Here is a 14,783-nt window from a genome sequence, read left to right on the forward strand (position 1 = left end):
AATTGCAAACAATACAGAACCAAGCAGCGAATGTTGCACCTGTGTTGTTGAGAAATGGTTAATGAGTATTGATAAAATGGTTAACAAATGACAGAATTTATTCCAAGTTTTAGCAATGCACGATTGGTGCAAGGGTCCTTGATGCAAGATGAAATCATACTTGATCTTTTGACATACTGGGAAAACCTGCGTGCGGGGCGCATTGTGCCTGCGCGATCCGATATTGATCCACGCGAAATCAAATCCGCATTGGATCACACATTCATTTTGGAACATTCAGATGACTGTGCCACGCGGTTTCGTTTGGCGGGTATAAAAATGTGCGATCTGTTGGGGATGGAATTGCGCGGGATGCCTGCGCATGCGGTGATTGCACCTGAATTTCGCGATCAATTCAACGCTGAACTGGCCGGGGTTTTAGCCGCCCCCAAGATCGTGGAATTATACCTCAGCGGTGAAATTTCAGGCGATCGCCAGATTAACGCACGTATGTTGTTATTGCCAATGCATGACAAAAACAACGCCATCACCCGCGTGTTGGGCTGTTTGTCATTGCAGGGAAATTTGAAACGCGCACCCATTCGGTTCGATATCACAGATGTAAAAACCACGCGGATCGTTGCGGGGCAATCGGCCGCCACCCAACAAGGGTTTAGCGAAACGTCCGTCGGGTTTGATCATGGCCCTTTGCGTGCATTTAAATGCATCAATGGCGATGGGAGTGAACGCAAAACGCCCAACCAATCGGCTGGGCGTTCGCATTTACGTTTGGTCAAAGACGACTGATCAGCCTGCCTTGCGTGCCGCACTGCGGCGATCTTCCAATTCTTCGGCAACCAAGAATGCCAATTCCAATGATTGTGATGCGTTCAAGCGCGGATCACATGCGGTGTGGTAACGATCGGACAAATCTTCGTCCGTTACGGCGCGCACGCCACCTGTGCATTCGGTAACGTCTTTGCCTGTCATTTCGAAATGCACACCACCTGGTACGGTGCCCTCTGCCGCGTGAACGCCAAAAAATTCGCGCACTTCACGCAGGATTGAATCGAACTGGCGGGTTTTATAACCCGTGGATGATTTGATTGTGTTGCCATGCATTGGATCACATGTCCAAACCACGTTGCGCCCTTCGGCCTGCACTGCCTTGACCAAGCGTGGCAGATGATCACCAACGCTGCCCGCACCAAAACGTGCGATCAAGGTTAGTCGGCCCGCTTCGTTTTGTGGGTTCAACTTGTCGATCAATTTCAACAGATCATCCGTTGTGATGGATGGACCACATTTCAAACCAATTGGGTTTTGCACACCTGAACAGAATTCAACATGTGCACCGTCTGGTTGACGTGTGCGATCACCGATCCAAATCATGTGACCAGACCCGGCCACAGGTAAACCTGATGTTGAATCAACGCGGCACAATGCTTCTTCGTATTCCAGCAACAATGCTTCGTGTGATGTGTAAAAATTCACGGTTTGTAATGCGTTTGAATTGTCGGCATTCACACCCGCTGCATTCATGAAATCCAACGCATCGGAAATGCGGTTGGCCATTTTGCGGTATTTGTCACCCGTCCCTGATGTTTTGGCGAACCCCTGGTTCCATTCATGCACGTGGTGAATATCTGCGAAACCACCTTGGCTGAACGCGCGGATCAGGTTTAGCGACGCCGCTGATTGGGTGTATGCGGTCAACATGTTGTTCGGGTTTGGAATCCGTGCCTCTGGCGTGAAATCCAATTCGTTGATGATATCACCGCGATAGCTTGGCAATTCCACACCATTTTGCGTTTCCGTATCGGCCGAACGTGGTTTTGCAAATTGTCCCGCAACGCGACCAATTTTTACCACTGGCACCTTGGCGCCATATGTCAGCACAACCGCCATTTGCAACATTACCTTGTAAGTGTCGCGAATAAGGTCTGCGTTGAATTCTGCAAAACTCTCGGCGCAATCGCCACCCTGAAGCAAAAATGCTTCGCCACGGGAAACCGCAGCCAGCTTTGCGCGGAGCTGGCGGGCCTCGCCTGCAAATACCAACGGCGGATAAGAGGCCAGACGGCTTTCAACTGCGTTCAACGCTGCTGCATCCGTATATTCTGGCATCTGGATCCGCGGTTTGTTGCGCCATCCTGATTTTTTCCAAGCCGTAGACATTTGTGTTCTCCATATTGTCTGTGAAACTGCGTAATAGCCCAGTCAAAAGCCGAAAACCAGACCCACAGGAAAAAAACGCGGATTTTGCGAAATCTTATTGCGCAAAGTATCACTTTTTTTGCATGGTGCACCAAGTCCGTTCCAAGCAAGGCACCCCAATGAACACAAACTCCAAGCCGCGCCATTTCGTATTTTTACTGCTCGGCGAATTTTCCCAAGCTTGTTTTACCTGCGCATTGGAAGCATTGCGCCAAGGCAATCGTGCGGTTGGTTATGATGCGTATACATGGGCCATCGCCGCCGAAGGGGGCGATATGATGTCTGGGTCAAACGGGATTGAGATGAAGCTTCATATGGGGTTGGACGAGGTGAACCGCGACGATACAATCGTGGTCTGTGGCGGGTTAAACATCGCACAAAACACCACCAAGCCGATTATCAACTGGCTGCGACGCGAATCGCGCAAGGGTGTTGCCATCGCGGGGATTTCTACGGGGTCTTACACACTTGCCAAGGCGGGATTGTTGGATGGGCGGCGATGCACAATCCATTGGGAAAACCACGATTCATTCGAAGAAGATTTCCCAGAAGTCGAATTATTAAAAACCGTTTATGTTATCGACGGTAACCGCATGAGCTGTGCCGGTGGCACATCATCCATTGATCTGTTTTTGAAAATCATTGCCGATGATCACGGCCAAGATGCGGCGAATTGGGTATCTGATCAATTGATCTATAATTCCCCGCGCACCGAAAAAGACGGACAGCGGTTGTCGATCCCCACACGTATTGGCGTGCGCCATCCCAAATTGGCCGAAGTGATCAAAATGATGGAGGAAAACATCGAAGAACCGATTTCCCCATCCATCCTTGCCAAGGATGTTGGCATGTCCACACGCCAATTGGAACGGCTGTTTCGTCGATATCTGGATCGATCCCCCAAACGATACTACATGGAATTGCGCCTACAAAAGGCACGCAATTTGTTGATGCAAACGGGTATGACCGTGATCAACGTCGCGCTTGCCTGTGGGTTTGCGTCACCATCGCATTTTTCAAAATGTTACCGTGCGCAATATAACACCACGCCTTATCGCGAACGTGGCTCGCAAATGTCAGGTGACAGTTAATTATCGCTGCTAATTATTGTGGCGTAATGCGATAGGCCGCGCCATCACCCACCGCCAAAAACCAGATTGAACCATCGGGGGCCTCGCGGATATCGCGGATACGCTCGAATTGGTTTTGAAACAGGCGTTCAACCTCTGTTGCTTTGGCGCCTGTTATGGTACTGCGTGAAATCATATCGAATTTCAATGATCCCACGAAAATCTGATCTTTCCATTTCGGGAACAGCTTGCCCGAATAAATCATCATTCCCGACGGTGCGATTGATGGGTCCCAGTATAATGCGGGTTGTTCCATCCCCGCTTTGGATTGGCCTTCGCCAATTTTCGTGCCCGAATAATTGCGCCCATAAGAAATGATCGGCCAGCCGTAATTTTTACCTGCAACGGGTTTGTTAATTTCATCACCACCCTTTGCACCATGTTCCACTGTCCACAAATTCCCCGTGTTATCCAATGCCGCCCCTTGTGGGTTGCGATGCCCATGTGAATGAATAACCGCCGTTCCATTTTGGGATATGCGCACCACTTTGCCATTAAAATGATCCAAGCTTTGCGCCAATTTGCCATTGCCGCGATCACCGATGGTTAAAAACAGATCGCCATTTGGTGCCTCGACCACGCGTGATCCAAAATGATGGGTGGATTTGCTGGTGTATTTTTGGCGAAACATAACCTGAAAATTGGTTAGCTGATCGCCATTTGGCGATAATTTCGCAACCGCCAATGCGGTGTGCCCACCCGCATCGCTTGGTTCGGAATAGGTGATATAAACCCTGCGCGTATTTGCAAAATTGCGGGAAACCACCACATCCAACAATCCGCCCTGCCCCTGTGCATAAACAGCGGGCACGCCGGAAACCTTTTGGCGTTTGCCATCATCAAAATAATATAAATCGCCATCGCGCTCTGTAATCAACTGATCCCCATTGGGCAAAAACGCAATTGCCCAAGGCGCATACAAATCATCGATCATTTTGGTGACTGTTACCGTGCCGATATCCGTTTTAAAATCCTTGGCATTTGCGCCAAAGGCCAAAACGCATGAAAATAAAATTGTGCAAAAAATACGCATCGGTGGAACCTTTCAGATTGATTATTGCCAGTATCCTTTAGATAGTCGCGATAACAAAATCACAATATTATCATGTTCATCAAAGGGTCGTTTCATGCTGACAGGAAAATCCGCGCTTATCACAGGTTCAACCAGCGGCATCGGGCGGGGCATTGCAATCAAACTGGCATCATTGGGATGCAAGGTCATGATCAACGGATTTGGCGATCAGGGCGATATTGAAACGCTACTTGGCGAATTGCGCACAGCCTCTGGTACGGATGCCATTCACCACGGCGCGGATATGACAAAACCAGAAGAGATCAGCGATATGGTGCAAACCTGTGGTGACAAATTTGGCAGTGTCGATATTTTGGTCAATAACGCTGGCATCCAATTCGTATCCCCCATTGATGAATTTCCTGTCGAAAAATGGGATCAGATCATCGCGATCAATCTTACGTCTAGCTTTCATACCATGCGATCGGCCCTACCATATATGAAACGCAATCAATGGGGGCGTGTGATCAACGTTGCCTCGGCGCATTCTTTGGTGGCATCACCCTATAAATCGGCCTATGTCGCGGCCAAACATGGGATTGCGGGGTTAACAAAAACCGTGGCACTAGAGGTTGCACAGCAAGGGATAACAGTGAATGCCATTTCACCTGGCTATGTGTTAACACCATTGGTTCAGGCGCAAATCCCCGATACGGCCGCGGCGCGTGGCATCAGCGAAGAACAGGTTGTGAATGATGTATTGCTGGGTGCACAGCCCACAAAACAATTCGTCGAAATTGATGATGTCGCTGCAAATGTTGCCCATCTTTGTTCGGATGCCGCCAAGGGCATCACGGGTGCAAACCTTTCCATTGATGGTGGTTGGACCGCACAATAGAAAATTGCAGCACGTCGATAACAATAAAATTGGTTTTGGAAAAATCGAAACAACGCCGATTTGATCGTATCGTATTGCAATTTCTTTGCAATGCTTCGGGGATTATTGCAGCATTTGACATGGATTCGTGGCAAACATGAACAACAAGATCCAAAACAGGATCAAACGATAGCTTGCAATCAATAGGGAGAACGCAAGATGAAACTAACCAAAACACTGACTGCAATGGCCGTGGCACTGGCGGCGACAACGGGTGGCGCACATGCGCTGGATGAATTGACCGTTGGATATTTCTTGGAATGGCCAACGCCAAACCAATATGCCCAAGCAAACAAAATGTATTCCGAGGCATTGGGAATCCCTGTGAATTGGGTTTCTTTTGATGCGGGTACGGCAATGTCTGCTGCGATGGCATCTGGCGATGTGCACATTTCATTTTCACAAGGTGTGACACCATTCTTGGTGGCAACTGCTGCTGGTCAAGATTTGCAAGTGGTTGATGTGGCTGTGTCTTATTCCGACAACGACAACTGTGTTGTGCGTTCTGAATTGGAAATTGATGCATCCAACGTGGCCGAGTTGAAGGGCAAAAAGGTTGCTGTGCCACTGGGCACTGCGGCTCATTCTGGTTTCTTGGCACAGATGAAACATTTTGGAATCGCCGAAGCAGACCTTACCATCGTTGACATGGCACCTTCAGATTCCGCCGCTGCGTTTTCACAACCAGATACCGATCTGGCAATGGCATGTGGCTGGGGTGGTTCATTGCGCACCATGAAAGAATACGGCAACGTATTGATGTCGGGCGCTGAAAAAGAAGCGGTTGTTGGCAAAGTGTTTGATGTCACATCAATCCCAACATCATTTGGCGAAGAAAACCCAGAACTCTTGGCGAAATTCTTGTCCGTTACGGCAAAAATGAACGCAATGTACGCCGCCGACCGCGCCCCAATGATGGAAGCAATCTCCAAAGAGGCCGGTATGGATCTTGAGGGCACAACAGCCGTTCTTGACGTGTTTGCATTCCCAACAATTGACGAACAATTGTCAGACGCATGGTTGGGTGGTTTTGTTGGTGAATACCTCACAAGCTCTGCCAAAACATTGGAAGAAGGCGGAAAAATCCAAGCGCTGGATGATTACAACGCTTTGATCAACACCAGCTATCTGGAAGCTGCATCAAAAATGTAATTCCCTTTGGGAAACTTGGCAAAGGCCACGCACGCGCTGGCCTTTGCCCCTTGATATCTAACAATTGGAACAACGATGACAGGTCTGGTAATCGACGATGTTTCCATGACTTTCGAATTGCCAAATGGCGGCAATGTCGAAGCGCTTAAAAACATCAATTTGAAAATTAAAGAAGGCGAACTGATGTCGGTTCTGGGTCCTTCTGGCTGTGGTAAAACCACATTTTTGAACATTCTGGCGGGTTTCTTGGCCCCCACTGCGGGTGTGATGACATTGAACGGCCATACCATCACTGGGCCACATCCCGAACGGGGAATGGTGTTTCAACATGGCGCGTTGTTTGAATGGATGAATGTTTCCAAAAACATCGGATTTGGCCCCAAGATGAAGGGCACGCCACAGGTCGAAATTGATGCCAAGGTAGATGAATTATTGAACATCGTTGGTCTACAAGATTTCGGCGAAAAAATGATTTACGAAATGTCAGGCGGCATGCAACAACGCGTTGCCCTTGCCCGTTGTTTGGCAAATGACCCTGACGTGATCTTGATGGATGAACCGCTGGGTGCGCTGGATGCGTTGACGCGCGAAAAAATGCAATCGCTGGTTTTGGATATTTGGAAAAAAACCGGCAAAACCATCATCTTGATTACCCACAGCGTGGAAGAGGCATTGTTATTGGGCGAACGCCTGTTGGTAATGGCCCCGCGCCCGGGCCGTGTGCACAAAGAATATCAATTGCCATTTGCCGAATTGGGTGTTGGTGCTGATCTGAGAGAGGTGAAACGCCACCCCGATTTTGGCCCCACACGTGATGAAATCCTCAATATGATTTGGGACATGGAAGAAGAAATCATGGGCCGAACGGAGAACGCATAATGGGCAAAGAAATTCTTGATGTTTTTGGCGTGACACTTTGGATGATCCTTGGGATCATCGCTATTTTTGCGCTTTATCTTGCAGTCAGCGGCCTGTGTTATCTGGTGCAACGCGCCTATTACAAAGGACGCGATCGTGCCAAAGGTTACACCAGCCTGAAAACCGTCACCTTTGGTGATGAAAGCGCGGTTACGGGCAATCGCATGGCTTCGATTGCTGCGGTAATAACGTTATTTGTTTTCTGGGGCATCGCCACTGGTTCCAAATTATTGCCCCCGATTTTACCCCAACCTTTCGTGGGTGAAACCTCGTTTGAATATACGGCTGAAAACGCGGCAGGTGAAACCGCTACGGGCACGGTTTTGGTTCAGGTGAACGCCGCCGATTCCGACGACAAATCCAAACCAGACCCCGCCAGCGTGGTTGGCGACAGCTTTGCCAAAACCGATGTTGTGGTGGTGGCAGAACGGCGTGCAAAGATCATCAAAGTGCAATCAAATGATGATGGCGGCGATCAGGATGGATACAAAATCACTGCAATCAACGGACAACCCATCGCACCTGAACAACTGGTGCCATTTGGCAATGGTGATGTGTTCATGACCGCCAAAGGCAGCCTGTCCGTGCGCCCCGCAACCGGCATGACGATGGAGGCATTATACCTGCCCCCACCCGAAAAGGTTTGGCAACGGTTCATACAACTGAACAAAGAGGGATATTTGGGCGTTGGCCTGTGGGAAAACGTGTTCTGGTCATTGATCCGCGTTGTGGTTGGTTTCGCGCTGGGCTGTTTGTTTGGCATTCCGCTTGGCTTTGCCATGGGGTTAAATTCATGGCTGCGCGGTTGGTTTGAACCGATTGTGGAATTCATGCGCCCCGTGCCACCCTTGGCATTGATCCCGTTGATCATTATCTGGTTTGGCATTGGCGAACAGGGCAAGATCAGCTTGCTGTTCTTGGCTGCACTTTGGATCATGACCATCGCAGCACGTTCGGGCGTATCGGGTGTGAATATTGCCAAGGTACACGCCGCCTACAGCCTTGGTGCCACCAAAAAGCAAATCTTGACCAAGGTGATTTTGCCAAACTCCTTGCCTGAAATATTCACCGGTGCGCGTGTTGCCATGGGTGTGTGTTGGGGCACGGTTGTTGCGGCCGAATTGGTTGCGGCGGAAAAAGGTGCAGGTAAAATGATTATCGCCGCATCGAAATTTTCGCTGACCGATATCGTGATCATCGGTATCATTATCATTGGTGTGATCGGATATCTGATTGATGTGTTGATGCGCATGGCCGAACGTCGTTTGGTTCCATGGAAAGGCAAAGCCTAAACCACACCCCTTTGGAAAATTGAAAACAGCGTTGCACGGTGAAACGTGCGGCGCTATTCTTTTTGCAGCCAAAGGGATATATTATGAAATCAGCATTAACGATCGGTACCATTTTACTGCTCTCGGCATGCGTTCCCACAACGACGCCGACAACAGAAACCAAACCAAGCACGAAACCAAAAACCACTGCCACTGCGCCAAAGGCACCCCAAGTGACCCGAAGCGCATCCAGCGGTGTCAGCGCATATAAACGCGTGGCACAACGCGTTGAACCCGTAGCAGAGGCCGCTTGCCGTAGCTTTAGCCGTGATATGCCCCGCACGTTCTGTGATTTCCGCATCACCGTTGACCAAGACACACGCAAAGCACCAAACGCATATCAATCCGTCGGCAGCGACGGACGCCCCGTGATCACATTCAACATCAACATGTTGCGCACAATCAAAAATGACGACGAGGTCGCGTTCATCATGGGCCATGAGGCAGGGCATCAAATCGCACGCCATTTGGTTAAAAAACGCAGCAACGCCAATGCGGGTGCGCTGTTGGGTGCGTTGGTCATGGCGGGGCTTGGCGGTGATCCAACCGATGGCGCCAATCTGGGCGGTGCCATTGGGGCGCAATCCTATTCCAAGAAATTCGAACTTCAGGCCGATCGCATCGGTGCGCATATCGCAACCCGCGCTGGCTTTGATGCCATCAAGGGAGCGCGATCATTTGAACGCACGGGTGGTTCCAATTCATTGTTGTCCACCCACCCACCAGGGGCGGATCGTTTTGCAACCGTGCAACAAACCGTGGCGCAAATCCGCGCTGCACGTGCACAGGGGCAAACCGCACCAATCAAATGGTAGAAAGCCAGCGCATTACTGGCGATGGTTCATCACTTTGAAACTACGTTCATCGGGCCCCATTGCGGGGCCCTGTGTTCTTGCAGCGTCAAGTTTACGCGCATCACTGATGGTTTTGCGTGCCAATATAAACGCCACAATCGCAACCAAAACACCGCCCAACATTTGCCCAATTAAAACGCCCTCTGCCCCCCAAATTTTTGCAGTGACATACACAACCGGCGCAATCCCCAATGTGTTACGCCCCCAATTGACCCATGTCGCATAATAAGGATGCCCAAGGTTGTTATAGGCCGCGTTTGATACAAATATGATGCCCGTGAATATCCACGCCAGCGACAGCGGCCCGCAAAACAGGTAAATCAAATCGCGCGTTGTTCCCACCGCGTTAAACGCATCGGCAATCGGGCTGCGCAGCAGGTATAACAATAACACCATCGCGCTGACGTAAATCGCGACCAGCATCACCGATTGGCGATATGCCATTTCCACACGGTCAAAATTACGCGCCCCGAAATTTTGACCGATGATCGGGCCAATTGCACCCGACATGGCAAAGATCAGCGCAAATGATATGGGTGTCAGGCGGGCAATAATCGCCATGCCCGCGACCGCCTCTTCACCGTAAATCGCGGAAATGCGGGTAACAAAAGCAATCCCCACGGGCATTGCAACATTGGCCAACATGGCGGGAAAGGCGATATTGGCAATCGGGCGAAAATCGTCGAACAAAGGTTTCAATTTCAGGCTTGATAACCCACCATAGCGGCGAAAAATCGGCCAAAGCGCGACAATCGTCATCGCCACACGCGATATCGCCGATGCCCATGCCGCCCCGTTTAACCCCATATCAAGCGTAAAGATGAATATCGGGTCCAACACCGCATTCACCACCCCGGCGGTTAATGTCGCCGCCATTGACAGCTTTGCCGCGCCGTGGCTGCGCAATGTGGCCGATGCCACAATCCCGCACATCAAAAACGGCATGGTGGGCACGATAATTTGCAAATATCCCACGGCCATATCTTGGGTATGGCCCGTAGCCCCCACCCATCCCGTGATGGTATGAAGGTTGAACCAGATCAGGCTGGATACCAGCACCGTAAAGGCAAAACCAAACATAAGCGCGTGGGTAAATGCCTCTTTCGCGCGTTCAGGGTTATTTTGGCCCAATGATTTGGCCACCAACGCACCCGCTGCAATCGACAATCCGATGCTCATCGAGCTGGAGAAAAAGATAATCGTACCAGCAAATCCAATGGCCGCGGCCAATTCGGAAATACCCAACATGGATATGAAAATCATATCCACCACATCGACGGCAAAAATTGCGAGCAATCCCACAGATGCGGTCAGTGACATGGAAATGATATGGCCGATCAGGCTACCCTGAAGGAATTTCGCCTGCTCGTTTGCCATACGGAATTATAATCCCGTTTTTTTCAACATCGGCATCAGCTTTGACATATCAGGCCCATGTTCCATTCCTGTCAGCGCCTTGCGCAGTGGCATGAACAGGGTTTTACCCTTGCGCCCTGTTGCGTCTTTGACGGCGGTTGTCCATGATTTCCAACTGTTTTCATCCCATGGTTGGGGCGGCAACAAATCCTTGGCGCTGGCAATAAAATCGGCATCTTCGGCGTCGATCAACGGGGTGGCACCATTGTTCACCAAATCCCACCATTTTGCGATATCTTTGCGTGTGGCGATGTTTTCGCGCGACAATGTCCAAAACGCATCGGCATCCGCGCTTGGAACGCCCAAGGCATCCAAATCGCCCTTCACCGCATCAACGGGCATCATCGCCAATGTTTTGGATGTCAGCGGGTTTAAATCCGCAACATCGTATTTTGTGGGTGCAGAGCCAAATTTTGACAGATCAAAACCCGCGATCAATTCATCCAGATTGGTCATCGGCTCCACTGGATCAGATGATCCAATGCGCGCCATATGTGCCAGCAGTGCCATGGGTTCAACACCCGCCGCACGCAGATCGCGCAATGACAATGTGCCAAGACGTTTTGACAATGCCTCTCCCGCAGGCCCAGTCAGCAATGAATGATGGGCAAAGCTGGGAACAACGCCGCCCAATGCCTCGATAATTTGGATTTGTGTGGCGGTGTTTGTCACGTGATCCGATCCGCGCACAACATGGGTGATGCCAAAATCAATATCATCGCAAACCGATGCCATTGTGTATAAAAACTGTCCATCGCCACGGATCAACACCGGATCAGATACGGATGCAGCGTCAATGGACAGATCACCCAAAATCCCATCGGTCCAATTGATGCGTTCTTGGTTCAATTTAAACCGCCAGTGCCCATCGCGGGTTTTGCGCAATTCATCGCGATCAACGTCTGATAACGCCAGTGCGGATCGGTCATAAACCGGTGGTTTCCCCATGTTCAGTTGTTTTTTACGCTTCAGGTCCAATTCAACAGGCGTTTCAAAACATTCGTAAAACCGACCCGCAGCGCGCAATTCATCCGCCGCCGCGTGATAACGATCCAAACGATCCGATTGTTTTTCAACCCGATCCCAATGCAGGCCCAGCCACTCCAAATCTTGCTTGATCGCATCGGCATATTCTTGTTTGGAACGTTCGGGATCCGTATCATCAAGACGGAGGATAAATTTCCCACCTGCCTGTTTTGCAATCATATAATTAAACAGCGCAGTGCGCAGATTGCCAACATGGATAAAGCCGGTCGGGCTGGGTGCAAAACGTGTGGTGGTGGTCATTGGAATCGAAACCTTGTAATGGATTTCATTCCTCTTACATTCCTGCGTCACAAAGGTGAAGGGCAGAGTATTTCACAACCGCGCCAGAACTAAAAAAGCGTGCCTGAAACAGACACGCTTGAACTCGCTAAAATAAACTTAGGTATAAAAATTAATGTGCGCGTGCACCGCCGCCAATGGCCGCGTTGAAATGCGTGTGTGTTTCGCGAACACCACGTTGCGCCAAATCGCGCCACGCCGGGTTTTCGCGTTCAACCAGATAAAACACCCAGTCACGGCGCAAATTCGCGATACGCTCTTCGCGTTCCAGTGCCGCATCCAATGTGTCGTGTTTTTCGTACCAAACAAGCCGAGACATTTTTTCATCCCACGCAGAAGCAGGACCGTTATCTTTGCCGAGTTTTAATGGACGGTTAACCAAATCTCTTGTCACACCAACAGCGCATAATCCGCGATGTCGGTTGGTGACGATATATGTATAATAACAATCTTTCATGAAGTCCCCCAAGACTTTGTGTACTCACTACTCCTGTACTCTTACTTATAATTATTAAAAAAATTTCAACGATTCTGAACTGAATTAATGTAACTTTTATCACTATTTTGCCCCAATTCAGCAATCTAGCCAAAACGACATGTCCTTTTGTACAGGTAAACTAGTTGCCCATGTTAATCATTTTTCAAATCCCGCGTTACGTAGCGGAATTTTGGCTGAAATTTCAATAATCTACTGATTCTCTTTTTAACCGTTGTCGCGCCAGCGATTGACGATGGGATAGCGTCGATCAAGCCAGAATGCCTTGTGAGTCAAGCGCGGGCCAGGGGCGGATTGGAACCGTTTGTATTCTGATATGTAAACCAGATGTTCCACCCGTTTCACCACATCACGATCAAATCCAGCGGCGACAATTTCGGCCACAGATTGATCCAGATCGACCAAACGTTCCAAAATCGCATCCAGAATTTCATAGGGTGGCAAGCTGTCGTCATCGCGCTGATCTTCGCGCAATTCGGCACTTGGGGGTTTGTCGATTATCGCCACGGGGATCACAGCGCCCTCCGGCCCCATCATCCAATCGCGGTGATTGGCATTGCGCCAACGACAGCTTTCAAACACCCGCATTTTATAAAGATCTTTCAACGGATTATACCCGCCCGACATATCCCCATAAATTGTGGCATAACCCACGGCGACCTCTGATTTATTGCCCGTGGTCAGTAACATTTCACCAAATTTGTTCGACATCGCCATCAGTAACAAACCGCGCAAGCGTGATTGGATATTTTCTTCGGTCAAACCTTCGTCCAGCCCTGCAAATAATGGCGCCAATGTTTGTGTAATCGCCGCGCGCCCCGCCGCAATGGGCACAGTGTCGTAATGACAACCCAAATTGGTTGCAATTTCGGCGGCATCATCCAGCGAGCTTTGCGATGTGTATTCCGATGGCAACATCACACAGCGCACGTTTTCTGCGCCCAGCGCATCCACCGCAATGGTGGCGACAATCGCGCTGTCCACACCGCCTGACAGACCCAACAGAACCTTTTTAAATCCGGTTTTACCCATGTAATCGCGCAAACCTTGCACCATCACGCGATAATCTTGTTCCCATTCATCGACATGGGCGATTTTTTCGCCCTCGCTTGCCTGCCAGCCGCCGTCATCGGTGCGGGTGAATTCAACATGTTGAATGGATTCATCAAACAGCGGCATTTGCATGGCCAAATGCCCACCACGGTTCAAAACGAATGAACCGCCGTCAAAAATCTGATCGTCCTGTCCACCAACCATATTCAGATAAACCAGCGGTAAATCATTTTCGATAACCCGCGCCACCATATGATTGATGCGTCGCTCAAATTTGCCACGATAATAGGGTGATCCATTGGGCACGATCAAAATTTCCGCACCACTTTCGGCCATGGTTTCACACACGGGCGCATGCCATGCATCCTCGCAAATTGGCAGACCAACACGGATACCATCCAGATTGATCGGCCCCGCCAAGGGGCCCTTGTCATAAATGCGCCGCTCATCAAATACATGGGTGTTGGGCAATTCATGTTTGCGCATGGTGGCAATGATTTTGCCCCCTTTCAGCACGAAATAAGCGTTGTAAAGCTGTCCATCATCCAACAATGGTCCGCCAATCCCAACGCTTGGCCCATCCGCCGCTGCAAGCGCCAGTTTTTCCACATGTGCCATGCAATCCAGCACAAAGGCATCTTTCAACGCTAAATCCTGAACCTGATAGCCACAGATAAACATTTCGGGCAGCACCACAAAATCAGCGTCATTTTGCGCAGCTTGGGCATGGGCATCCATTGCCTTGGCCATATTTCCCGCTAAATCACCTAACGTTGGGTTTAATTGCGCGAGCGTTAACCTGAATTTATTGTCCATTGTGGTTCCTTTGGGAAATTGACCCTTTGTTTGGATATTTAACAGATGTTTGAGGGTTTAAAAGGTAGAAGGGTAAAAAACGTTGTCAGGATTCTGGTCACGCTTTAATAATATGGGGAACCAACGCCGATTGGCGGGGAAAGGAT

General features: G+C 49.8%; 13 protein-coding genes. 7 read left to right on the top strand and 6 right to left on the bottom strand.

Annotated elements, in window-relative coordinates; translation table 11 throughout:
* The first annotated feature begins 87 nt into the window (after positions 1–87).
* Positions 88–786: a PAS domain-containing protein gene (locus tag BFP76_RS03085; RefSeq protein WP_099591711.1), complete on the top strand. Its 699-nt coding sequence runs from the start codon at positions 88–90 to the stop codon at positions 784–786.
* Here the strand turns inward: BFP76_RS03085 and BFP76_RS03090 are convergent, their stop codons facing one another.
* Positions 787–2,157 carry a class II 3-deoxy-7-phosphoheptulonate synthase gene (locus BFP76_RS03090; protein ID WP_099591712.1) on the bottom strand — a complete coding sequence of 457 codons (1,371 nt, stop codon included), beginning with the start codon at positions 2,155–2,157 and terminating at the stop codon, positions 787–789. It abuts the gene before it with no gap.
* Between the two features lie 158 nt (positions 2,158–2,315).
* On the opposite strand from BFP76_RS03090, the gene BFP76_RS03095 reads away from it, so the two are divergent.
* The gene (locus BFP76_RS03095; RefSeq protein WP_099591918.1) at positions 2,316–3,287 is read left to right on the top strand and encodes a GlxA family transcriptional regulator; all 972 of its coding nucleotides are present in this window, start codon (positions 2,316–2,318) and stop codon (positions 3,285–3,287) included.
* Between the two features lie 13 nt (positions 3,288–3,300).
* Here the strand turns inward: BFP76_RS03095 and BFP76_RS03100 are convergent, their stop codons facing one another.
* Entirely contained in the window at positions 3,301–4,359 is a 1,059-nt protein-coding gene (locus BFP76_RS03100) for a PQQ-dependent sugar dehydrogenase (RefSeq protein ID WP_099591713.1), read from the bottom strand.
* Positions 4,360–4,453: 94 nt separating this feature from the next.
* Here BFP76_RS03100 and BFP76_RS03105 point away from each other — a divergent pair, with 94 nt between their 5' ends.
* The 5 genes from BFP76_RS03105 (at position 4,454) to BFP76_RS03125 (ending at position 9,491) form a co-directional block, all read left to right on the top strand.
* Positions 4,454–5,236, top strand: coding sequence for a 3-hydroxybutyrate dehydrogenase (locus BFP76_RS03105; protein WP_099591919.1), 783 nt, complete (start codon positions 4,454–4,456; stop codon positions 5,234–5,236).
* Positions 5,237–5,434: 198 nt separating this feature from the next.
* Entirely contained in the window at positions 5,435–6,427 is a 993-nt protein-coding gene (locus BFP76_RS03110; protein WP_099591714.1) for a taurine ABC transporter substrate-binding protein, read from the top strand.
* 75 nt (positions 6,428–6,502) lie between these two features.
* Positions 6,503–7,306, top strand: a complete 804-nt coding sequence (locus BFP76_RS03115) for a taurine ABC transporter ATP-binding protein (protein ID WP_099591715.1) — start codon at positions 6,503–6,505, stop codon at positions 7,304–7,306.
* Positions 7,306–8,637: an ABC transporter permease gene (locus BFP76_RS03120; protein ID WP_099591716.1), complete on the top strand. Its 1,332-nt coding sequence runs from the start codon at positions 7,306–7,308 to the stop codon at positions 8,635–8,637. The genes BFP76_RS03115 and BFP76_RS03120 overlap by 1 nt, the downstream gene beginning before the upstream one ends.
* Before the next feature lie 83 nt (positions 8,638–8,720).
* Positions 8,721–9,491: a M48 family metalloprotease gene (locus BFP76_RS03125; protein WP_133117380.1), complete on the top strand. Its 771-nt coding sequence runs from the start codon at positions 8,721–8,723 to the stop codon at positions 9,489–9,491.
* 12 nt (positions 9,492–9,503) lie between these two features.
* On the opposite strand, the gene BFP76_RS03130 is transcribed toward BFP76_RS03125, so the two are convergent.
* The 4 genes from BFP76_RS03130 to BFP76_RS03145 all read right to left on the bottom strand — a co-directional run bounded on the left by BFP76_RS03130 (position 9,504) and on the right by BFP76_RS03145 (position 14,637).
* Entirely contained in the window at positions 9,504–10,907 is a 1,404-nt protein-coding gene (locus tag BFP76_RS03130) for an MATE family efflux transporter (RefSeq protein WP_099591718.1), read from the bottom strand.
* 6 nt (positions 10,908–10,913) lie between these two features.
* Entirely contained in the window at positions 10,914–12,233 is a 1,320-nt protein-coding gene (gene gltX, locus BFP76_RS03135) for a glutamate--tRNA ligase (RefSeq protein WP_099591719.1), read from the bottom strand.
* Positions 12,234–12,384: 151 nt separating this feature from the next.
* Positions 12,385–12,729 (bottom strand): GIY-YIG nuclease family protein, encoded by a 345-nt coding sequence (locus BFP76_RS03140; RefSeq protein ID WP_099591720.1) that lies wholly within the window; start codon positions 12,727–12,729, stop codon positions 12,385–12,387.
* A 246-nt stretch (positions 12,730–12,975) separates the two neighbouring features.
* Positions 12,976–14,637 (bottom strand): NAD+ synthase, encoded by a 1,662-nt coding sequence (locus BFP76_RS03145; protein ID WP_099591721.1) that lies wholly within the window; start codon positions 14,635–14,637, stop codon positions 12,976–12,978.
* Positions 14,638–14,783: the final 146 nt, after the last annotated feature.

This window comes from Paramylibacter kogurei, assembly GCF_002742285.1.
Taxonomy (GTDB): Bacteria; Pseudomonadota; Alphaproteobacteria; order Rhodobacterales; family Rhodobacteraceae; genus Amylibacter; species Amylibacter kogurei.